This is a genomic window from Gordonia westfalica (assembly GCF_900105725.1).
Taxonomy (GTDB): Bacteria; Actinomycetota; Actinomycetes; order Mycobacteriales; family Mycobacteriaceae; genus Gordonia; species Gordonia westfalica.
Genome location: NZ_FNLM01000034.1, coordinates 1,810,662 through 1,832,289 on the forward strand (window position 1 = coordinate 1,810,662; position 21,628 = coordinate 1,832,289).

The following is a 21,628-nucleotide window of genomic DNA, read 5'->3' on the forward strand; positions in this document are numbered from 1 at the left end:
CGCCCGCGCCGCGGCCCCTACCGATCCCTGAGGAGCGGCCGGAGCCTGCGGAGGACGCCCCTACCGACCCCTGAGGAGGACGCGTCTCGAAGGGTCACTGGTCGTAGTAGTGCTTGAGCATGAAGGTCTCGGCGTCGATGACGGCATCCTCCATCGTCATGTGCACATGCGGCAGTGCGGGATCGAACCCCTTGAGGTCGACCAGCGCATCCGGATTCGGGGTGGTCCACTCGTCGAGCTGCCGTTCGATGCTGGCGCGCACGACGCCGTCGGGGTCGACGAGCGCGGCACGACGACCACTGTCGGCGAGCAGTCGTTTGATGCTGAGCAGCATGGTTCGCGCGACCGCGTCGATGACACCGAGTCGCGAGATCTCCACGATCACCACGGTGAAGTCGTCCATGTCGGCCACGAGGCGCCGATGAACGCTTTCGGCCCCGGCGAACGTCAGGTCGCCTTGCAATTCGTAGACGCGGATCATGTCGCGGCAGGTGCGGAGGTAGCTGCGCTCGCGTTCGCTCCATTCACCAGCCACCGGGCTGTCGGCCAGGTCGTAGACCGAGCGGATCGTCACCCGGCTCTCGCGGGTCACGTTGAACATGTGTAGCCCGAGGTCTTTCGACAGGTGCTGGCACGTCTTGACGCCGCGGACGCTGTTCCCGTGCTCGTCGAGGCGCGGCGAGTACACGCCGATGCCCAGCTGCCCCGGGAGGACGGCGAGGATTCCGCCGCCGACGCCGCTCTTGGCCGGCAGGCCGACCGAGGTGACCCAGTCCCCCGCCCCGTCGTACATGCCGCACGTGGTCATCACGCTCAGCAGTCGCTGCGCTATCTCGGAGGAGAACACAATCCGGCCGGTTCGGGGATTCATACCGCCGTTGGCGATGGTCGCGCCGATCCCGGCGAGATCGTCCGTCGTCACCCTGATCGAGCACTGGCGGTAGTAGAGGTCGATCGCGGCGTCGGGATCGGTCTCCAGCGCGCCGAAGCTGTCGAGCATGTACGCGATCGCACGGTTGCGCGAACCCGTCGCGGACTCGGAGGCGTACACCTCCTCGTCCATCGACAGCCGCCGGCCCGCACAACCCGAATAGAAGTCGAGGATCTCGCCGAAGGCCGCGTCGACGTCGGCGGCACTCACCTCACGGGAGGCCGGCAGCAGCATCGACGCCGCGAAGATGGCTCCGGCATTGATCATCGGGTTCTTCGGGCGCCGGCGATCGTCGACGCTGATCTCGTTGAACGCCTCCCCCGACGGTTCGACGCCGATCTTGCCGTCCACCACGTCCGGGCCGTGTTTGCGGAGCGCCATCGCGTACGTCAGCGGCTTCGACACCGACTGGATGGTGAACGTGGTGGCGGAATCTCCGTGTGAGTACGTGTACCCGTCGTGGACGCAGACCGACAGTCCACAACGCTCGGGATCGACGACCGCCAGTTCGGGGATGTAGTCGGCGACATCGCCGGATCGGTCCTCTCGGACCTTGTCCATGATGTGGCGGAGATAGCCGTCAACGAGGGATTCCATGCAGCAATCTAAGCGTGTCCGGCAGTGATCGGGTAGCCGACTCGACGGGGAACGCGACGGGGCACACAACAACCGTGGTTCAGGCACGGACGTGACTAGGCTGGGGCCCAGTGAGACCGCCGCAGAGGACACAGATGGGAGCACCGATGAAGCTGCTCGTCGCATACATCGCCACCTCCGGGGGCGAGGACGCGGTGGCCCTGGGTGCGTGCCTGGCACGCACCTTCGACGCCGAGCTGGAGATCTGCATCGTCATCCCGCCCGAACCGGCCGGCGCCGACGACACGGTGGAGAGACTCTCCGATGCCCTCGACAGCGCGGCACGACGCTGGCTCGACGAGGCGGCCGCCCGCCTGCCCGACGACATCGAGACCACGACGACGATCGCCGAACACGCCAATCCCGGCGAGGGACTGATCATCGAGGCCCGACGCACCGGCGCCGACATCCTCGTCATCGGCGGAGCGGGCGGCGGGATCCGCGGCCGCCACACCTTGGGGACGGTCGTCAACGACATCCTGCATTCGTCGCCGATCCCGGTCGCGGTCGCACCGCCCGGCTACGCGCACCTCGGAGCCGAGGAGGTGCGTGAGATCACCGTGACGATCGGTGACCGTCCGGGAGCACCGTTGCTGTTCGAGACCGCCATCCGCAGTGGCATCCGGGCGCACCGGCCCATCAGGCTCGTCTCGCTTCTCGCGATCGGTGACATGCAGCCATGGCGCACCGCGGCCGAGGACTCCGCAATCGATACCGCCCGGGCACATGCACAGCGAACGCTCGACGAGGCGAGAGCCCAACTGCCGGAACATTTCCCGGTCACTTCCACGATTGTCCAGGGCGACACGATCGAGGAGGCTGTCGGCTCGCTCGAGTGGCACGACGGCGACCTGGTGATGGTCGGCTCGAGCCGGCTGGCCGCCCCCAACACATTGTTCCTCGGCACGACGGCCGCCAAGATCCTGCGCGCGGTGTCGGTACCGATGATCGTCGTGCCCAAGGGGACCGACTGATCTGCTGTCCCGGATTTCGTAGAACTGATGCGCCCATAGCGCACATTGCTTCTACCGACTGCCGGACGTGGAGACGGGAAATGCATTGTGGCCCTACACGATTACTCGTGTAGGGCCACAATGGAAATTGTGTTCGGCGGTGTCCTACTCTCCCACACTGATTAAGGTGCAGTACCATCGGCGCTGGAGGGCTTAGCTTCCGGGTTCGGAATGGGGCCGGGCGTTTCCCCTCCGCTATGGCCGCCGTAACTCTATAAAACAACCCACAACAGGCTATTTGTTTGTTGTGTGTTGTTTCAGAAGTGTCATAGTGGATGCGATCACACGGGGGCTACGCCCCCGTGAACCCCAAAAAACATGTAGGGGTCTTGTTGTGTGAACAACAGTGTTGTTGGTAAGTCCTCGGCCGATTAGTACCAGTCACCTGAACACATTACTGTGCTTACAGTTCTGGCCTATCAACCCCATGGTCTGTAGGGGGCCTTAACCCTGCTAAGAGGGTGAGAAACCTCATCTTGGAACAGGCTTCCCGCTTAGATGCTTTCAGCGGTTATCCCTTCCGAACGTAGCTAACCAGCGGTGCCCTTGGTAGGACAACTGGCACACCAGAGGTTCGTCCGTCCCGGTCCTCTCGTACTAGGGACAGGTTTCCTCAAGTTTCTTACGCGCGCGGCGGATAGAGACCGAACTGTCTCACGACGTTCTAAACCCAGCTCGCGTGCCGCTTTAATGGGCGAACAGCCCAACCCTTGGGACCTACTCCAGCCCCAGGATGCGACGAGCCGACATCGAGGTGCCAAACCATCCCGTCGATATGGACTCTTGGGGAAGATCAGCCTGTTATCCCCGGGGTACCTTTTATCCGTTGAGCGACACCGCTTCCACTTGCCGGTGCCGGATCACTAGTCCCGACTTTCGTCCCTGCTCGACATGTACGTCTCACAGTCAAGCTCCCTTGTGCACTTACACTCAACACCTGATTGCCAACCAGGCTGAGGGAACCTTTGGGCGCCTCCGTTACATTTTGGGAGGCAACCGCCCCAGTTAAACTACCCACCAGGCACTGTCCCTGAACCCGATCAGGGTCCGAGGTTAGAAGTCCAATACGATCAGAGTGGTATTTCAACAACGACTCCATGAACACTGGCGTGCCCACTTCACAGTCTCCCACCTATCCTACACAAACCGAACCGAACACCAATACCAAGCTATAGTGAAGGTCCCGGGGTCTTTTCGTCCTGCCGCGCGTAACGAGCATCTTTACTCGTACTGCAATTTCGCCGAGTCTGTGGTTGAGACAGCAGAGAAGTCGTTACGCCATTCGTGCAGGTCGGAACTTACCCGACAAGGAATTTCGCTACCTTAGGATGGTTATAGTTACCACCGCCGTTTACTGGGGCTTAAATTCTCAGCTTCACCACCGAAGTGATTAACCGGTCCTCTTAACCTTCCAGCACCGGGCAGGCGTCAGTCCGTATACATCGTCTTACGACTTCGCACGGACCTGTGTTTTTAGTAAACAGTCGCTTCTCTCTGGTCTCTGCGACCCACACCAGCTCAAACCGTAAAGATCGTCACCAGTCTGGGTCCCCCTTCTCCCGAAGTTACGGGGGCATTTTGCCGAGTTCCTTAACCACAGTTCTCTCGATCGCCTTAGTATTCTCTACCTGACCACCTGTGTTGGTTTGGGGTACGGGCCGTGTACCAACTCACTAGAGGCTTTTCTCGGCAGCATAGGATCATGGAATTCACCACTTCGGCTACGCATCACCTCTCAGGCTGCATGTGTTCCGGATTTGCCTAGAACACGCCCTACAGGCTTACACCAGTACAACCACTGACTGGCCCCACTACCTTCCTGCGTCACCCCATCGCTTGCCTACTACCAGCCAAGGTCCCATGCATCACCCCACCCGGCACCCGAAGGTGCTCCTGGGGGATCTGGATGGTTAGTACAACTGATTCAGCATGGGCGCGGATACACGGGTACGGGAATATCAACCCGTTGTCCATCGACTACGCCTGTCGGCCTCGCCTTAGGTCCCGACTCACCCTGGGCGGATTAGCCTGGCCCAGGAACCCTTGGTCATTCGGCGGAAGAGTTTCTCACTCTTCTTTCGCTACTCATGCCTGCATTCTCACTCCCACACCCTCCACCACTAGATCACTCTGCGGCTTCCACGGATGCAGGACGCTCCCCTACCCACCCACACACCTGGTTGGATCTCCGTAGAAAACCAACGGGCTGTTGTGTGAGTGCCGCGGCTTCGGCGGTGTACTTGAGCCCCGCTACATTGTCGGCGCAGGATCACTTGACCAGTGAGCTATTACGCACTCTTTCAAGGGTGGCTGCTTCTAAGCCAACCTCCTGGTTGTCTTCGCGACCCCACATCCTTTTCCACTTAGTACACGCTTAGGGGCCTTAGCCGGCGATCTGGGCTGTTTCCCTCTCGACTACGAACCTTATCGCCCGCAGTCTCACTGCCACACTCTCACTTACCGGCATTCGGAGTTTGGCTGACGTCAGTAACCCTGTGGGGCCCATCGGCCATCCAGTAGCTCTACCTCCGGTAAGAAACATGTGACGCTGCACCTAAATGCATTTCGGGGAGAACCAGCTATCACGGAGTTTGATTGGCCTTTCACCCCTACCCACAGCTCATCCCCTCCATTTTCAACTGAAGTGGGTTCGGGCCTCCACGACGTCTTACCGTCGCTTCACCCTGGCCATGGGTAGATCACTCCGCTTCGGGTCTAGACCCGGCGACTCTTTCGCCCTATTCAGACTCGCTTTCGCTACGGCTACCCCACACGGGTTAACCTCGCCACCGAGCACTAACTCGCAGGCTCATTCTTCAAAAGGCACGCCATCACCCACAGCCACAAGGACTCACAGGCTCTGACGGATTGTAAGCGTCCGGTTTCAGGTACTATTTCACTCCCCTCCCGGGGTACTTTTCACCTTTCCCTCACGGTACTTGTCCGCTATCGGTCACCAGGAAGTATTCAGGCTTACCGGGTGGTCCCGGCAGATTCACAGCAGATTCCACGAGCCCGCTGCTACTTGGGCATCCATCACGCAAGACCATGTGTTTTCAGCTACCGGACTCTCACCGTCTACGGCAGACCATTCCAGGCCACTTCACCTAACACACGATTTTCTGACTCACGCTTCCACAGGCAGATGGAAGAAGACGAACCCCACAACACCACACACACAACCCCTACCCGGTATCACATGCGCATGGTTTAGCCTCATCCGCTTTCGCTCGCCACTACTCACGGAATCACATATTGTTTTCTCTTCCTATGGGTACTGAGATGTTTCACTTCCCCACGTTCCCTCCACACCCCTATACATTCAGAGGTGGGTAACACGACATCACTCGTGCTGGGTTTCCCATTCGGACACCCTCGGATCACAGCTCGTTTGACAACTCCCCGAGGACTATCGCGGCCTACCACGTCCTTCATCGGCTCCTGGTACCAAGGCATCCACCGAACGCCCTTACACACTTACAACAACACCTACACCCACAGGGGCTCCGCCCCCGCGAACCCCCAAAAACCAGGGCCCACCAAGAGACACAATCCCCCACCAGTGTAGACATCACAAAAACATTTCTGCTAAATCACAGACCAACAAAAAAATGTTGATTTGAAATAAAGATGCTCGCATCCACTATGCACTTCTCAAACAACACACACCGCACACAAACCTGCATCTCCGCGTCCCATCACAGAACACCTCAACAACCCAGATCTCACATGCAGCACCGAGAAAACGCGTGTTCCCTCAGAACCCCGATAGCGTGACAATGAACCCACCGGCCTCACGACCAGGCAGCAACCCAACTGCCACCACCATGTAGCGGCAACAGTCATCGGTTCGTCTGATGTTTCACCCTCGAACACACCCGCCGTGACACATTCGGCCACAGAAGCGGGGGTCCACGGGGACCAAGCCCCGTGCGTTGTGCTCCTTAGAAAGGAGGTGATCCAGCCGCACCTTCCGGTACGGCTACCTTGTTACGACTTCGTCCCAATCGCCGATCCCACCTTCGACAGCTCCCTCCCACAAGGGGTTAGGCCACCGGCTTCGGGTGTTACCGACTTTCATGACGTGACGGGCGGTGTGTACAAGGCCCGGGAACGTATTCACCGCAGCGTTGCTGATCTGCGATTACTAGCGACTCCGACTTCATGGGGTCGAGTTGCAGACCCCAATCCGAACTGAGACTGGCTTTAAGGGATTCGCTCCACCTCACGGTATCGCAGCCCTCTGTACCAGCCATTGTAGCATGTGTGAAGCCCTGGACATAAGGGGCATGATGACTTGACGTCATCCCCACCTTCCTCCGAGTTGACCCCGGCAGTCTCCTGCAAGTCCCCGGCATAACCCGCTGGCAATACAGGACAAGGGTTGCGCTCGTTGCGGGACTTAACCCAACATCTCACGACACGAGCTGACGACAGCCATGCACCACCTGTACACCAACCACAAGGGAACATGTATCTCTACATGCGTCTGGTGTATGTCAAACCCAGGTAAGGTTCTTCGCGTTGCATCGAATTAATCCACATGCTCCGCCGCTTGTGCGGGCCCCCGTCAATTCCTTTGAGTTTTAGCCTTGCGGCCGTACTCCCCAGGCGGGGTACTTAATGCGTTAGCTACGGCACGGAACTCGTGAAATGAGCCCCACACCTAGTACCCACCGTTTACGGCGTGGACTACCAGGGTATCTAATCCTGTTCGCTACCCACGCTTTCGCTCCTCAGCGTCAGTTACTACCCAGAGACCCGCCTTCGCCACCGGTGTTCCTCCTGATATCTGCGCATTTCACCGCTACACCAGGAATTCCAGTCTCCCCTGTAGTACTCAAGTCTGCCCGTATCGCCTGCACGCCTACAATTGAGTTGCAGAATTTCACAGACGACGCGACAAACCGCCTACGAGCTCTTTACGCCCAGTAATTCCGGACAACGCTCGCACCCTACGTATTACCGCGGCTGCTGGCACGTAGTTGGCCGGTGCTTCTTCTCCAGGTACCGTCACTCACGCTTCGTCCCTGGTGAAAGAGGTTTACAACCCGAAGGCCGTCATCCCTCACGCGGCGTCGCTGCATCAGGCTTGCGCCCATTGTGCAATATTCCCCACTGCTGCCTCCCGTAGGAGTCTGGGCCGTGTCTCAGTCCCAGTGTGGCCGATCACCCTCTCAGGTCGGCTACCCGTCGTCGCCTTGGTAGGCCATTACCCCACCAACAAGCTGATAGGCCGCGGGCCCATCCTGAACCGCAAAAGCTTTCCACCCCAGAGCATGCACTCCAAGGTCATATCCGGTATTAGACCCAGTTTCCCAGGCTTATCCCAGAGTTCAGGGCAGATCACCCACGTGTTACTCACCCGTTCGCCACTCGAGTACCCAGCAAGCTGGGCCTTTCCGTTCGACTTGCATGTGTTAAGCACGCCGCCAGCGTTCGTCCTGAGCCAGGATCAAACTCTCCATGAAAAAATAGCGAAACAAAACCAACACCCCAAAAGGCGCCGGCGTTTCAACACAATCAGGAAAGCAAAACCTGACCAATCCAAAACTAGCTTTTCGTGTGACACCCAGACGGGGCCGAGCGCCACACACAAAATAAACATCTACATCCACAAAAGATGCTCGATGCCACAATATGGCATCAGACAATTCATCATCACACTATCGAGTTCTCAAAGAACACACACCCACCAGCCACTCACCCCCACAAGGGCTTTCACCAGCAGACTTGGTTCTGACCATCCACCGCCACCCCGTCTCCGGGGCAACTCTTCCAGCCTACCAGACCACCTCCGCGACCCGCAAACCCGAAGTTCGTCGGTCGGAAGAGATCCAGCAACCCCGCACAACACGTCCAAGACACGAAGTCTTGGACGAGAAGTTCGGGGGCGGTCTGCGCGAGGCCCGGTCTCCACTCCCCGTTCCGAACCCTCTCGGGCCCTCCGGGGCGGCGCCGTGGCGCGCTGACTCGAAGAAAGTTACGCAACCGTATTGCCAGGGTCAAATCGCCTGGTCACCTGTTCATGAGTCGGACATCGCCGCAGGTCACGGCCTGCCGACACACGGCGAAACACTCTGCCGCATGCAGATCTTCGTCGAATCGTCCGATGTGACGTGCGCCGCAGAACCATCCTTTCGGACAGGTGGTCAGCCCTTCTCGGCCAGTTATGCGCAGGTCAGGATGTTTCTACGGTCGATTCATGACCGCCATCGATCAGTCGACGACCTCACCGAGCACCCTTCTCGACTCCTCCCCGGTGCGCGAGCGCGAGCCACTGGTCCTTCGATCCGGGCTTGTTCCCAGGGGTTTCGCCCGGTGCGGATTCTTGTCCTGGCGACGGGTGGCCGGCGTGCTGCAGATCGCCCACCCCTTCGACGAGAAGACGATCTCCGACTCGGTGGTCGTCGACGGTCTGGTCTCACTGGTGGAGGCCGGGGCGCTGTCCGGTCAGGAACAGTTCGAATCCGCGGCGGTGGGCATCATCCGGACCTCGGCGGGCACCTCGGCGGATGCATGGTCGGCGTTCTACGAGAACTCGATCCGCGAACTCCGCTGCGGGGCATCGTCATTCGCACCTGTGCACCGGCGCGCGCATTCGCTCGTCACCGGGGCGTCGGTCCTCGAGGTCGGTTCCTGCTTCGGCTTCTTCGCGCTGGGCTGCGCGATGGACGGGTACGACGTCTCGGCCTGCGACATCTCGCCGGGCGCGGTGTCGCTGCTCTCCGCCGCATCACATCGGCTCGGTCTACCGGTCGACGCCGTGGTCGGTGACGCGACCGCGCTCCCCTTCGACGACGACTCCGTGGACACGGTCTCCCTCATCCATCTGCTCGAACATCTCGACGCCGTCGGTGTGGAGATGGCGCTCGCCGAGGCTCTGCGGGTGGCGAGGCATCGGGTGATCGTCGCGGTTCCGTTCGAGGAGGAACCGAGTCCCCACTTCGGTCACCGTCTCCGGCTGACCGAGAAGGACCTGCGCACCTGGGCGAACAGTGCCGACCATTCCGGGGCAGAGATGTTCGTCGACCACGGCGGCTGGCTGGTCCTCACGCCGTAGGGGCTGCCGTCAGATGAGGCCCCGTTTGCTCGCGATGTAGACCGCATCGGTCCGCTTGGTGACGCCGAGCTTGCGAATGATGTTGCGGATGTGGAACTTCACGGTTGATTCGGAGATGTAGAGCGTCTCCCCGATCCGCTTGTTGGACATGCCGTCGGCCAACAGTCGAAGGACCTCGCGTTCGCGATCGCTGAGCGTCTCGGTGGTCTCCGCCTCCCCCGAGACCGTCCGCAACACGACCGCGGCGCTGCGCGGATCGAAGGCGCTGCCACCGGTGGAGACGGCCTGGATCGCCCGCACCAGTTCGGTGGTGTCGACATCCTTGACGACGTACCCCCGGGCGCCGGCCCGCACCGCCCGCACCACCAGGTCGTCGTCGAGGAATGTGGTGAGCACGAGCGCCGCGACCTCGGGATGACGATGCGCGACCTCCTTGATGAGACGCAATCCCTCGTACTCGGTGCCCGCGGAGAGCTTGAGATCCACCACCACGACGTCCGGGCGGCACGCGTTCACCTCGGCGAGCGCGGCATCGTGTGAGCCGGCCTCACCCACCACCTCGACGACGTCCTCGCGTTCGAGGAGCGAGCGCATCCCCTCACGGAGCAGGGCGTGATCGTCGACCAGCAGGGTCCGGATGGGCCTGACCTGCTTGCCGCTGCTTGTCTTCTCGGTGCTCACAGGAACTCCCTGGTCGTGGTCACTGGATCGGCGGCGGGCGCGGGTCCCGCACCGGTCGGCAGGATCGCGGTCACGCGGATGCCACCCGCCCGTGACCGGCGGATTCGGATCTCACCGTCGAGCTCGGCGGCACGCGAGGCCATGTTCGCCAGGCCGCGGTGACGTCCGGCGGCGAGGTCGCCGAGCGACGCGGTTCGCAGGACGCGCCGCAGGTGTTCGGGGTCGCCGACGCCGTCGTCGTCGACGGACAGGGACACTTGCTCGGGTGCGTAGGTGAGCGTGACCGTGACCTCGGCGGCCCGCGCATGGATCGCGGCGTTGAACAGTGCCTCGCCCGCGATCCGGAGCAGCGCGTGCTGGACGTCGTCGGTCAGCTCGCGGGTACGGCCGCGGATGCGGACCGCGGTGGTGAGGTCCGGCGGCATGTGCAGGGAGCACAGTTCGGTGAGGACCTCGCGCACGCTCGGCGACGGCACGCTCGCGGCGTTGTTGAGCGTGTAGATGAACGTCCGCAGTTGCTCGACCGCCTCCTTCGTCAGCCGGCCGGCCATCTGCAACCGTTCGAGTGCCGCCCCGTCGACGAGGTCGCGACACAGCTCGATCTGCACTCCTGCGGACAGCACCGACTGGGTCACCGAATCGTGCAGCTCTCGGGCGATCCGCGACCTCTCCTCGTTGAGGACCGTGGCACGCATCGCGGCGGACAGCTCACGTTGCGTGCGTTCGAGCTCGTCATTTCGTTCGGCCAATTCGGCTGCGTGACGGTGTGTTTCGGAGAAGAGTTCGGCGTTGAGCAGGGCGACGATCGCCTGGCTGGCCAGGATTCGGAGTACCACGACGTCGGTCGGGTCGACGACGCGATCGGCCGGAGCCCATGCCGACAAGCCGCCGACGACACTGCCGTCGAGTTCGACCGGGACGTGGACGTGGTCGGTGGACAGGATCGGGCGATGCAACAGGGGCTCGTGGCCGCGCAGGATGTCGTTGAGCCGGTTCAGAACCTCGTCGGGCAGTCCGTCGGGTGGTGACGCCGTCGCCGATCCCTCGAACGCGTAGAGCCGCCCGCTCCCGGAGCTGATCAGGTGTCGCGGGGCGGATCGCTCCAGACGTCCGTCGGCGAGCCCGAAGACCACCCACTCCGCGCCCAGGTGGTCACGCGCGGCCTCGACCACCGCGATGACCAGTGCCTCGGTTCCTTCCGCGGTGCGTACCAACGCTCGCGAGATCCGTTCGAGGGCGCCGACCACCCGGCTGAGCCGGGCCTCGACCCCGCGATACTGCGCGTAGTGGCTGCCCTTGACGCTGCGAAGTCCGACGAGGCTGTCGAGGTCGGACTGGGCGGGTACGTTTTCGGGCTCGGGGTCCGGGCCGGGTCTGGGGACGGCCATCACAGGGCCGCCGCGTACAGCTCACGGATCCCGGCCGCCTGGGGACGTCGCGGATTGGTGGTCATGCACGAGTCGGCGAGGGCGTGCGTGGTGAGGCGGTCGAGATCCCCGACGCGAACACCCAACGGCTCCAACGACTCCGGCATCCCGACTCGTGCACCCAGACCGGCCACCGCGTCGGCCAGACGGTCGGCGACCATGCGCGGATTTCCGTCGGTGGGCAGGCCGATCGCGTCGGCGAGGTCGACGAATCCGTCGGCGCACACCTCCGCGTTGTAGCGGATGACGTGTGGCAGCAGCACCGCGTTGATCGCACCGTGCGGGGCGTCGCAGTGCCCGCCGACCGGGTGGCTCATCGCATGGGTCGCACCGAGGATCGCATTGGTGAACGCCATTCCGGCCCGCAGCGACGCCAGCGACATCTCCTCGGCTGCAACCTTGTCGAGCGGGTCGTCGACGAGCCGCTCCAGGTGCGTCCAGACTCCGCGGATCGATTCCAGCGCCAGCGAATCGGTCATCCGCCCGTGCGCGATCGAGACATAGGCCTCGACGCAGTGCGTGAGGACGTCCATGCCGACCTGGGCGGTGACCTCGGCCGGCACCGTGGTGAGCAGTTCCGGATCGCTCACCGACAGATCCGGCACCAGCGACCGGCCGATGATGGTGACCTTGGTACGGCGCTGGCCGTCGTTGATGATGCAGAACTGGGAGACGTCGGCGCCGCTCCCCGCGGTCGTGGGCACGGCGACGAGCGGCGGCAACGGGCGGCGGGCGCGATCGATCCCCTCGTACTCGAGGATGTGGCCGCCGTTGGAGGCGAGGACGGCGACCCCCTTGGCCGCGTCGATGACCGATCCACCGCCGAGTGCGACGAGTCCGTCCGCATCGTGCGCCTTGTAGGCGAGGAAAGCGGCGGTGACCTCGCCGGCCCGCGGGTTGGGCGACACGTCGAGGAACGAGGCCGCGTCCAGCCCGGCGTCGGCGAGCCCGGACATCAGCTGCGCATACCAGCGTGTGCGCTCCAGACCGCGATCGCTCACCACCAGCGGGCGGCGCATCCCGAGGCCCGACGTGGCCTGCGGGACCTCGCCGAACGCACCCGGTCCGAGCACTATCTCGGGGGCGTGGAACTTGGCGACATGGCCGGGGCGTCGTCGGCCCGTGCCACCCTGCATCCGTTGTCCTCCGATCACCGCGGGCCGATGATCTCGTCGTGCGCCACCGGCAGTTTCGACGCTACTCACCTCATCTGAGCGCTGCACCGAGTTCATCACAGCGCGCCAGCATCTCGGCACCGTCCCGAACGCTGACGACGCCGCTGCAGTGTTCGGCGTAGTCGGCCATCGCGCAGCCCGACTGCGTCCAGTAGCGCGACGGTTCGGGGGTCACCCAGGCGAGACGATGCGCACGCCGGCCGATCTCGGCGACGAGGTCGGTACGGGCGTCGAATCCGTTGCTGCGCGCGTCGCCGACGACGAGCACCGAGGTACGCGGCGTGATGAGGTCGCCGAACTCGCCGAGCAGTCCGGCCCACATCTGTCCGTAGTCGCTGGTCGCGGCCAGGTCGAGGCCGTCGGCGGCGAGCACGGCCGCCAGCGCGGCGTCGGCGGACGCCGCACGAAGAGCCGTGGTGACGCGCACGGGCCGGTCGACGAAGGCGACGACCTCGCACCGGTCGCCGAACCGGTGCAGGGTCTGCGCCAGCCTCAGGATGAACCCGGTGACGGGCCGCACGGACAGTGACACGTCGACGAGCACGAGAAGCCGCACCGGGCCCGGGCGGGGACGACGCCGCCACAGTTCCGCCGGCACGCCGTCCGTGGCCACCGCGGCGCGCATCGTCGCCCGGATGTCGAGGGTCCCGCGGTCTCCCGTACCGATCACCCGTCGCGGCGCGCCGCGCATGCGCTGGACGAGCCGGTGGCAGGCACGGTCGATGTCGGCCTGTTCGGTCCGCATCGGCGCGGAGCCGCCCGGTGCGTCGCCGGTGAGCCCGGCCGCCTCGAGGCGTGCGGTGAACGCGTCGACGAACGCCGCCAGCGCGCGTTCGAGTTCGGTGCGACGCGCATCGTCGAGGTCGGCGTTCCCGTCCGTGCCGTACGCACTGCGCGGGTCGTAGGCGTCGAGGGCGGCCAGGATCGCGGCCGCGCCGGACAAGCCCAGGGGTTTGCTCTCCACCCGGGCGGCGGCACCGGTCAGTTCGCCGACCGATGCCGAGTCGGCGGAGTCGATCTCGACGGTGTAGGTCACTCCCCGCTCACCGAGCCGCTGTCCGGGTCGACACCCAGCTGCTCGGCGCCGGCCGAGACGGTGAAGTCGTTCTCCTCGCGATGTGCGCTCTCCCCGTGCCGCTCGCCGGCGTCGGGATCGGGAGCCATCAGATCGCCGATCTCCTCGGTGTGTTCGTCGGCGCCGATACGCCTGGCCGCCCCCTCGAAGTCCTCGTCCCAGACGACGTCGTCGGGCAGGTCCGCGGCGGTACCCCGCGGGCGGGGCAGGTCCGGCTCCCGGTCGGGCCCGGAGTCGGCGTCCAGGAAGAAGACATCGAAGGCATGCTCGAAACCTTCTGTCTCGTAACCGTATTTGACGGAAACGCTGCGCAGGGCGGCCCGCAGCACGGTCAGGTCACCGGCTCCGACGATGCTCAGGGTCCGCCGGATCTCGATCACCTCCGCGGGCGACGCCGCCACCCCGGCACCGCGCAGTGCATGTCCGAACAGAACCGCGAGCAGGTCGAGGATCTCGTGCCTGCGCGCCGTTCCCTTCGGACGCGTGAGCACGGTCATCGGCCTGCGCGCGCCCCGGCGCTCCGGGCGCGCCCGGCACCGAACGCCCGTGCCGTGACCGACCCTGACGGCGTCGTGCCGTCGACTCCGACCTCCGCGAGAGCCACTTCGGGAGCTGCCGGCGACAGCGCACGACGGGCGAGATCGAGGTCGGTGCCGAACTTGACCAGCAGCGAGAGCAACGCGGCGTCGGCGGGGCCGGCTTCTGCACCGGCGTCCGGACGCGGTCCGGTGGTCTTGAGGTACGACGCCGCTCGAGCGGCGTCGATGACCTCGGCGATCGACGGACTCTTGCGCAGCGGGAGGTCGCGAAGCCGCCGGGCGAGGTCCACGACCTCGCCGATGACCTCGTCCTCGATGTCGGGCGCGCGCACCGCGACGATGGCGCGCTCGGTCTCCGGATCCGGATAGTCGACCTGGAAGTGCAGGCACCGGCGTTTGAGGGCCGGGGAGAGTTCACGGGTGTCGTTGGACGTCAGGATCACCCACGGCGACGATCGCGCGGTGAACGTGCCGAGTTCGGGTACCGACACCTGTCGCTCGGCGAGCACCTCGAGCATGACGGCCTCCATCGCCTCGTCGGTGCGGTCGATCTCGTCGACGAGCAGCACGGTGGGGGTCGTCGAGGTGATCGCGGCGAGCAGCGGGCGCGCCACCAGGAAGTCCTCGGTGTAGACGCCGACCTCGGCGCGCGCCAGGGCCGACGACGCCGCGGAAAGACTTGTCTCCGCGGACAACTCGGCACTGATGCGATCCCGCAGCATCTGCACGTGGAGCAACTGGCGCGCGTAGTCCCACTCGTAGAGCGCACGCGAGTCGTCGAGTCCCTCGTAACACTGCAGACGGATGAGCTCACGCCCCGACGCCGCGGCCAGCGCCTTGGCCAGTTCGGTCTTGCCGACTCCGGCCGGTCCCTCGAGGAGCAGCGGCCGGTCGAGCAGCGTGGCCAGGTGAACGACGACCGCGAGCTCCGGTCCGATGAGATATCCCTGCTCGCCCAGGGCGGCGGTGAGCTCTTCTGCGGATGCGAAGCGGGCTGTTTCGTCGGCGTCCGCCACGCGGGTGAGACCGGCGGAGGTGTGCGTCATCGGATCGGGACCTTCCTTCGACAGTGCGGTGTCATGGGTGTGCGAACCCGTGCCCGGCAGGGTTTTCCCCTTCCGGGCACGGGTTCGCGGGCGATCAGTAGCTGCCGGTGAAGGCGTGCGTCACCATCGGGATCAGCGATTCGACGGTGCTCTCGCGGGGGTTGCCCGGAGTGCACCAGTCGCCCATCATGTGCTCGGCGATGGCCTTGATCTGCTTCTCCGAGGTGTCGATGCCCTCGCCGCGACCCTCGTACTTGCCGGTGTTCATCCGGTTCTTGTCGTAGCTGTTGGTCGACAACTGTCCGAAGTTGTCCGGGATGCCGAGGTCCTTCGACAGGCGGATGGCCTCCTCGACCGCGGCGTCGGCGGCCTGCACGGTGGTCATCTTCGAGGTGTCGACACCCAGCAGCGCGGCGATCTCGGCGTACCGCTCGAAGCGGGACGGCAGGTTGTACTCCCACACGCGCGGCAGCGCGATGGCGTTGTTGAGTCCGTGGTGGCTGTCGTAGAACGCGCTGACCGCGTGGGACAGACTGTGCACCAGTCCGAGGCCACCGGAGTTGAACGCCTGGGCCGAGATGTACTGGGCGTACATCATGCCGGTACGGGCGGCGAGGTTGCGCGGGTCGTAGACCGCGGTGCGGAGATGATCGCGGATGAGCTCGATCGAGTACTTGGCGTTGCCGAGCGACGGGGCGAAGTCCAGGCGCGAGACGTACGGCTCGCTCGCGTGGGCCAGCACGTCGAAGCCGCAGAAGGCGGTGAAGTGCTCGGGGCACGAGTAGTAGAGCAGCGGGTCGTCCATCGCGAGGTCGACGAGACAGGTGTCGTCGAAGGCCACCCACTTGTGCGGGTTGTTCATGTCCGAGGTGTCGGTGATGACATAGGCCCAGGAGGTCTCCGAGCCGGTGCCGGCGGTCGTCGAGACCGCGATGTGCTTCGGGTTCTCCTTGTTCGTGGCCTTGGAGAAGCCCTCGAACTCGTTGATGTTGCGGCCGTCGTGCGCGATCACCATGCGGGCGCCCTTGGCGGCGTCATGGCTCGAGCCACCACCGACCGAGATGATGCCGTCGCACTTCTCCGACTGGTACAGCGCCGCGGCGTCCATGACGTTGTAGTCCTTGGGATTGGACTCCACCTGGTCGAAGAGCACCACGTCGACGCCCTGGTACTCGATCTTGCCGATCAGTTCCTCGATGATGCCCGAACCGCGGAGGCCCGTCGTCATCAGCAGGGCACGGGTGATGCCGAGCTCCTTGGCCTCGACACCGAGCATGTCGTGCGCGCCGACGCCCAGCTTCGCCTTCGGGAACGGGTGGAACTCCTTGATCGGGAAGTCCCAGATCTGGTTCAGCTCAATGGCCATGGGGGTGAACTCCTTGTGACGTTTGGGTCTGCCACAACGAGAATGTCGCTCAGATCACAACAGCCACAAGGGGTCCTGACCCTAGGCGGACAGGGTCGGTCCGATGGGACGGGGGTACCACCTGTCCGATCGGACAGGTGGGGCACTCGAACTAGTCGGTCACGCGTTCGATCTCGCCGCCGAGGCTGCGGAGGATCTCGACGAAATGCGGGTATCCGCGGTCGATGTGCTCGACGTCGTGGACCTCGGTGACACCGTCGGCCACCAGACCCGCCAGAACCAGGCCGGCCCCGGCGCGGATGTCAGAGCACCAGACCGGTGCGCTGGACAGCCGCTCGATACCGCGGATCACCGCGTGGTGGCCGTCGGTGCGGGCGTCGGCACCGAGGCGCACCATCTCCTCGACGAAGCGGAACCGGGCCTCGAAGACGTTCTCGGTGATGACGGACATGCCGTCGGAGATGGCAGCGAGTCCGATGGCCATCGGCTGCAGGTCGGTCGGGAATCCCGGGAACGGCAGCGTCGAGACGTTGACCGCGACCGGCCGGCCGTCGTGGCGCACCCGGAAGCCGTCGTCGAATGTGTCGACCCGGGCTCCGGCGTCGACGAGCTTGTTGAGAACCAGCTGCAGGTGTTCGGGCTGTACACCGCGCACCGTGACGTCACCGCGCGTCATCGCGGCGGCGATGCCCCAGGTCGCACCGACGATGCGGTCCCCCACGACGCGGTGGGTCGTCGGGTGGAGCCGGTCCACCCCGTTCACCGTCAGCGTGGACGTGCCGGCGCCCTCGATCTGCGCACCCATCTGCTGCAGCATGACGCAGAGGTCGACGATCTCCGGCTCGCGTGCGGCGTTGTCGATCGTCGTCTGTCCCTCGGCGAGGACGGCGGCCATCAGGATGTTCTCGGTGGCGCCCACCGAGGGGAACTCGAGCGCGATCGGGGCACCGACGAGCGCATCGGCCTCGGCGACCACGCATCCGTGCTCGATCGAGCTGGTCGCCCCGAGTGCGCGCAGACCCGCCTGATGCATGTCCAGGGGCCGCGACCCGATCGCGTCACCACCAGGCAGCGCCACCACCGCCCGATGGCACCTGGCCATCAGCGGCCCGAGAACGCACACCGAGGCGCGGAACTGCCGGACCGCGGCGAAATCCGCGTGGAACTTCGGCTCGGCCGGCGCCGTGATCGACACGGTGTCGCCGTCCATCTCCACGACGGCCCCCAGACCGCGCAACACGTCGGCCATCAGCGGGACGTCGGCGATCTCCGGCGAATTGGTCAGTACCGTCGTCCCCTCCGCCAGCAAAGCTGCCGCCATCAGCTTCAACACGCTGTTCTTGGCGCCCCCGACAGACACCTCACCAGACAGACGTGCCCCGCCCGACACCAGAAACCGATCGCTCACGCATGCCACCTTATCCGCCGCCGTCCGGCCCTCATCGCACGCAGTACATTCAACGCATGGCAGTTCACCTGACGAGGATCTACACCCGCACCGGCGACGACGGTACGACCGGCCTGAGTGACTTCTCGCGCGTTCGGAAAACCGATCCGCGCGTGGTCGCCTACGCCGACACCGACGAGGCGAACGCCGCGATCGGCATGGCCCTGGCCCTCGGCGGCGTCGTACCCGAGAAGATCGCCGCGGTGCTGGGCACGGTGCAGAACGATCTGTTCGACGCCGGAGCCGACCTCTCCACACCCATCGTCGACGACCCCGAGTACCCGCCCCTGCGGATCGCCCAGGAGTACATCGACGCCCTCGAGGGCTGGTGTGACGACTTCGGCGCGGATCTGCCGCCGCTCGACTCCTTCATCCTCCCCGGCGGTACTCCCCTGGCCGCTCTCCTCCACCAGGCACGGACGGTCACGCGCCGCGCGGAGCGTTCGGCGTGGGCCGCGGTGGCGGCCTACCCGGACGACACGAGTGTGCTGCCGGCGAAGTACCTCAACCGACTCTCGGACCTGCTGTTCATCCTGTCGCGGGTGGCCAACCGGGCTCCCGACGGGACTCTGGGCGACGTGAAATGGGTACCGGGCGGCAACCGCGCACGCCCGGAGGCCTCCGAGGACTGACAGATCCACGAAATCGGGTCCCACCGCATCGGCGGGGCCCCGTGGGGTCAGGCGCTCTTGCGCCGTTGCGAACGCGCGGACTGACGGGACTCCAGCCAGGACTGGAAGGCGGTCACCGCGCCCGACCCCATGGCGAGCTCGTAGCCGTCCTTGCCCTTGCCGGTGGTCGAGAGTTTCCCGGTGGTGTGCACCTGCAGGATGGTCATCCCCTCGAGGATCTCGGTCTCCGTACCCTCCGGGCGTCGACGACCCGAGATCTCGACGCCCTGTCGCGCGAAGGTGACGTTGGGCCCGGGCCGCAGGGAGGCCAGCCGGTAATACCGGAGTGAGTTGTCGCTGTAGTGCACGGTCCCGTGCCGCCAGCCCTGATCGACCTCGGCGGGGATGGTGCGCAACAGGATCGGCGTCCCGACGCGCCGGAGCTGCGCGAGGCGGACCGCCAGCAGCACGCAGAGGATGATCGCGAGCACCAGCAGCACACTGAGCAACACGACGGGCAGCGACATCACCTACTCCTTTGTGCGGTCTCCGCGTACGCCGCGACCACCGTCTGATCGTCGGGAACAATCGATCGACGGGGAACTGCGGCGTGCGTGACAGGGGCTGTGAAACCAGCATGCCAGATCACGCACATCGGACGCGAAACGACCTCGGCCGGCCACCGGATCTAAATCCGATGACCGGCAGAGGTGACCGCCGCGCGAGCGAGGGTGTTACTTCGAAAGGTGCTGTGCCGCAGTCAAACGCGCGTGAGCACGGTGGTACTCCGGGGAGTCCGGCTCAGCCTGTTCGAGTGCGGTCTTCTCCGCGTTGATGTCGACGTCGTCGGCCCAGTCGGCCGATTCCGCGAGCACCGTGACGGCCGCGCCGGTGACGGACAGGAATCCGCCCTCGACCGCAGCCGCGCGGCGATTGCCGTTCTCCTCGACGATCACCACGAAGCCACCCGGGACCAGCTGGCCCAGGAGCGGCTCGTGGTTGGCCAGGATGCCCAGCTCGCCGACCGTGGTCTGCGCGATCAGGAAAGTGGCCTCGCCCGAGTACAGGCTCGAATCCGCGGAGACAACCTCCACGTGGAAGGACTTCTCAGCCATGGATTACCGCTACTTTCCGGCGATCTTGGCGGCGGCGGCCTCCACGTCGTCGAGTCCACCGCAGCTGTTGAACGCCTGCTCGGGCAGGTGGTCGAACTCGCCCTTGGCGACACGGTCGAATGCCTCGATGGTGTCCGCGAGCGGGACGACCGAGCCCTTCTGACCGGTGAACTTCTCGGCGACGAGGAAGTTCTGGCCGAGGAACTTCTGGATACGGCGGGCACGCTGCACCGTGACCTTGTCCTCTTCGGACAGCTCGTCCATACCGAGGATGGCGATGATGTCCTGCAGCTCCTTGTACTTCTGAAGGATGCGCTTGACCTCGTTGGCGACGCGGAAGTGCTCGTCGCCCACGATGGACGCCTCGAGGATTCGCGAGGTCGAGGTCAGCGGGTCCACGGCGGGGTAGATACCCAGCTGCGAGATCGGACGCGAGAGCTCGGTGGTCGCATCGAGGTGCGCGAAGGTGGTCGCCGGCGCCGGGTCGGTGTAGTCGTCGGCGGGGACGTAGATCGCCTGCAGCGAGGTGATCGAGCGGCCCTTGGTCGAGGTGATGCGCTCCTGGAGTTCGCCCATCTCGTCGGCCAGGGTCGGCTGGTAACCCACCGCGGACGGCATACGGCCGAGGAGGGTCGAGACCTCCGAACCGGCCTGCGTGAAGCGGAAGATGTTGTCGATGAACAGCAGCACATCCTGGTGCTTCACATCGCGGAAGTACTCCGCCATGGTCAGCGCCGACAGAGCCACGCGCATACGCGTGCCCGGCGGCTCGTCCATCTGGCCGAACACCAAGGCGGTGTCCTGGAGGACGCCCATCTCCTCCATCTCGAGGTGGAGGTCGGTGCCCTCACGGGTGCGCTCGCCGACGCCGGCGAACACCGAGGTGCCGGAGAACTCACGCGCGATACGCGTGATCATCTCCTGGATGAGGACGGTCTTGCCGACGCCCGCACCACCGAACAGACCGATCTTGCCGCCCTTGACGTACGGGGTCAGCAGGTCGATGACCTTGATGCCGGTCTCGAGGATCTCGGTCTTGCCCTCGAGTTCGTCGAAGGCCGGGGGCTTGCGGTGGATGCTCCACTGCTCGCCGTCGCGACCCAGGCCGGGACTGTCGAGGCAGTCGCCGAGGGCGTTGAAGACGTGACCCTTCACGACGTCGCCGACCGGCACGACGATCGACTTGCCGGTGTCGGAGACGGCCGCACCGCGGACGAGGCCGTCGGTGGGCTGCATCGAGATCGTGCGCACCAGGTTGTCACCGAGGTGCTGCGCCACCTCGAGGGTCAGGGTCTTGGCGACCGAGGAGAGGGTGACCTCGGCGTGCAGGGCGTTGAACAGCTCAGGGATCGAGCCCCGGGGGAACTCGACGTCGACCACGGGGCCGATGATGCGGACGACCCGCCCGTCGGCGGAACCCGCCGACTGCGCGGAGGGGGTTTCTACTGCTGCGGTCATGGTGCTTGGGTCACTTCCTCTTGATCGAAGTATTGGTTCTCGTCG

13 protein-coding genes, 3 rRNA genes and 1 pseudogene are annotated in these 21,628 nt (G+C 64.7%); 3 read left to right on the plus strand and 14 right to left on the minus strand.

The genetic code is table 11. From position 1 onward, the window contains the following. Positions 1-94: 94 nt before the first annotated feature. Positions 95-1,528, minus strand: coding sequence for a glutaminase A (glsA, locus tag BLU62_RS13655; RefSeq protein ID WP_074850062.1), 1,434 nt, complete (start codon positions 1,526-1,528; stop codon positions 95-97). Positions 1,529-1,674: 146 nt separating this feature from the next. On the opposite strand from glsA, the gene BLU62_RS13660 reads away from it, so the two are divergent. Further along, the gene (locus BLU62_RS13660) at positions 1,675-2,541 is read left to right on the plus strand and encodes a universal stress protein (protein WP_074852896.1); all 867 of its coding nucleotides are present in this window, start codon (positions 1,675-1,677) and stop codon (positions 2,539-2,541) included. 131 nt (positions 2,542-2,672) lie between these two features. Here the strand turns inward: BLU62_RS13660 and rrf are convergent. From rrf to BLU62_RS13675, 3 genes are all read right to left on the minus strand, one after another. Further along, positions 2,673-2,789, minus strand: a 5S ribosomal RNA gene (gene rrf / locus BLU62_RS13665). A 142-nt stretch (positions 2,790-2,931) separates the two neighbouring features. Continuing rightward, positions 2,932-6,063: ribosomal RNA gene (locus BLU62_RS13670) — 23S ribosomal RNA — on the minus strand. A 465-nt stretch (positions 6,064-6,528) separates the two neighbouring features. Then, positions 6,529-8,051, minus strand: a 16S ribosomal RNA gene (locus BLU62_RS13675). Together the 16S, 23S and 5S rRNA genes form the textbook arrangement of a ribosomal RNA operon. A 734-nt stretch (positions 8,052-8,785) precedes the next feature. Here BLU62_RS13675 and mftM point away from each other — a divergent pair. Further along, complete coding sequence (mftM, locus tag BLU62_RS13680) at positions 8,786-9,643, plus strand: mycofactocin oligosaccharide methyltransferase MftM (protein ID WP_074850063.1); 858 nt, start codon at positions 8,786-8,788, stop codon at positions 9,641-9,643. A gap of 9 nt (positions 9,644-9,652) precedes the next feature. Here mftM and BLU62_RS13685 read toward each other — a convergent pair whose 3' ends face one another. The 7 genes and pseudogenes from BLU62_RS13685 to murA all read right to left on the minus strand — a co-directional run bounded on the left by BLU62_RS13685 (position 9,653) and on the right by murA (position 18,360). Further along, the gene (locus BLU62_RS13685) at positions 9,653-10,324 is read right to left on the minus strand and encodes a MadR family response regulator transcription factor (RefSeq protein ID WP_074850064.1); all 672 of its coding nucleotides are present in this window, start codon (positions 10,322-10,324) and stop codon (positions 9,653-9,655) included. Continuing rightward, the gene (locus BLU62_RS13690) at positions 10,321-11,712 is read right to left on the minus strand and encodes a MadS family sensor histidine kinase (protein ID WP_074850065.1); all 1,392 of its coding nucleotides are present in this window, start codon (positions 11,710-11,712) and stop codon (positions 10,321-10,323) included. The genes BLU62_RS13685 and BLU62_RS13690 overlap by 4 nt, the downstream gene beginning before the upstream one ends. Next, entirely contained in the window at positions 11,712-12,887 is a 1,176-nt protein-coding gene (locus tag BLU62_RS13695; RefSeq protein WP_074850066.1) for an iron-containing alcohol dehydrogenase, read from the minus strand. The genes BLU62_RS13690 and BLU62_RS13695 overlap by 1 nt, the downstream gene beginning before the upstream one ends. 70 nt (positions 12,888-12,957) lie before the next feature. Further along, positions 12,958-14,498 (minus strand): annotated as a pseudogene (gene madC / locus BLU62_RS13700) (MadC family VWA domain-containing protein). Continuing rightward, positions 14,495-15,586: a MadB family AAA-type ATPase gene (locus BLU62_RS13705; RefSeq protein ID WP_074850067.1), complete on the minus strand. Its 1,092-nt coding sequence runs from the start codon at positions 15,584-15,586 to the stop codon at positions 14,495-14,497. Before BLU62_RS13705 ends, madC begins: the two are co-directional and overlap by 4 nt. A gap of 94 nt (positions 15,587-15,680) precedes the next feature. Then, positions 15,681-16,952, minus strand: a complete 1,272-nt coding sequence (gene mdo, locus BLU62_RS13710) for an NDMA-dependent methanol dehydrogenase (protein WP_074850068.1) — start codon at positions 16,950-16,952, stop codon at positions 15,681-15,683. 151 nt (positions 16,953-17,103) lie between these two features. Then, positions 17,104-18,360: a UDP-N-acetylglucosamine 1-carboxyvinyltransferase gene (gene murA, locus BLU62_RS13715; protein WP_074850069.1), complete on the minus strand. Its 1,257-nt coding sequence runs from the start codon at positions 18,358-18,360 to the stop codon at positions 17,104-17,106. Between the two features lie 56 nt (positions 18,361-18,416). Between murA and BLU62_RS13720 the strand changes: the two genes are divergently transcribed. Continuing rightward, complete coding sequence (locus tag BLU62_RS13720; protein WP_074850070.1) at positions 18,417-19,031, plus strand: cob(I)yrinic acid a,c-diamide adenosyltransferase; 615 nt, start codon at positions 18,417-18,419, stop codon at positions 19,029-19,031. A gap of 47 nt (positions 19,032-19,078) precedes the next feature. Here BLU62_RS13720 and BLU62_RS13725 read toward each other — a convergent pair whose 3' ends face one another. The 3 genes from BLU62_RS13725 to atpD form a co-directional block, all read right to left on the minus strand. Continuing rightward, positions 19,079-19,537 carry a DUF2550 domain-containing protein gene (locus BLU62_RS13725; RefSeq protein ID WP_074850071.1) on the minus strand — a complete coding sequence of 153 codons (459 nt, stop codon included), beginning with the start codon at positions 19,535-19,537 and terminating at the stop codon, positions 19,079-19,081. Between the two features lie 207 nt (positions 19,538-19,744). Beyond that, on the minus strand, positions 19,745-20,125 hold the full coding sequence (locus BLU62_RS13730; protein ID WP_074850072.1) for a F0F1 ATP synthase subunit epsilon: 381 nt from the start codon (positions 20,123-20,125) through the stop codon (positions 19,745-19,747). A 9-nt stretch (positions 20,126-20,134) separates the two neighbouring features. Further along, positions 20,135-21,583 carry a F0F1 ATP synthase subunit beta gene (gene atpD / locus BLU62_RS13735; RefSeq protein WP_074850073.1) on the minus strand — a complete coding sequence of 483 codons (1,449 nt, stop codon included), beginning with the start codon at positions 21,581-21,583 and terminating at the stop codon, positions 20,135-20,137. Positions 21,584-21,628 lie beyond the last annotated feature (45 nt).

Excerpts from the sequence above, each read along its gene's own strand:
- BLU62_RS13695 (WP_074850066.1), bottom strand. The coding sequence starts at position 12,887 with ATGCAGGGTGGCACGGGCCGACGACGCCCCGGCCATGTCGCCAAGTTC.
- atpD (WP_074850073.1), bottom strand. The coding sequence starts at position 21,583 with ATGACCGCAGCAGTAGAAACCCCCTCCGCGCAGTCGGCGGGTTCCGCC.
- BLU62_RS13725 (WP_074850071.1), bottom strand. The coding sequence starts at position 19,537 with ATGTCGCTGCCCGTCGTGTTGCTCAGTGTGCTGCTGGTGCTCGCGATC.
- mftM (WP_074850063.1), top strand. The coding sequence starts at position 8,786 with ATGACCGCCATCGATCAGTCGACGACCTCACCGAGCACCCTTCTCGAC.
- BLU62_RS13660 (WP_074852896.1), top strand. The coding sequence starts at position 1,675 with ATGAAGCTGCTCGTCGCATACATCGCCACCTCCGGGGGCGAGGACGCG.
- BLU62_RS13690 (WP_074850065.1), bottom strand. The coding sequence starts at position 11,712 with ATGGCCGTCCCCAGACCCGGCCCGGACCCCGAGCCCGAAAACGTACCC.
- BLU62_RS13730 (WP_074850072.1), bottom strand. The coding sequence starts at position 20,125 with ATGGCTGAGAAGTCCTTCCACGTGGAGGTTGTCTCCGCGGATTCGAGC.
- glsA (WP_074850062.1), bottom strand. The coding sequence starts at position 1,528 with ATGGAATCCCTCGTTGACGGCTATCTCCGCCACATCATGGACAAGGTC.
- mdo (WP_074850068.1), bottom strand. The coding sequence starts at position 16,952 with ATGGCCATTGAGCTGAACCAGATCTGGGACTTCCCGATCAAGGAGTTC.
- BLU62_RS13705 (WP_074850067.1), bottom strand. The coding sequence starts at position 15,586 with ATGACGCACACCTCCGCCGGTCTCACCCGCGTGGCGGACGCCGACGAA.
- BLU62_RS13720 (WP_074850070.1), top strand. The coding sequence starts at position 18,417 with ATGGCAGTTCACCTGACGAGGATCTACACCCGCACCGGCGACGACGGT.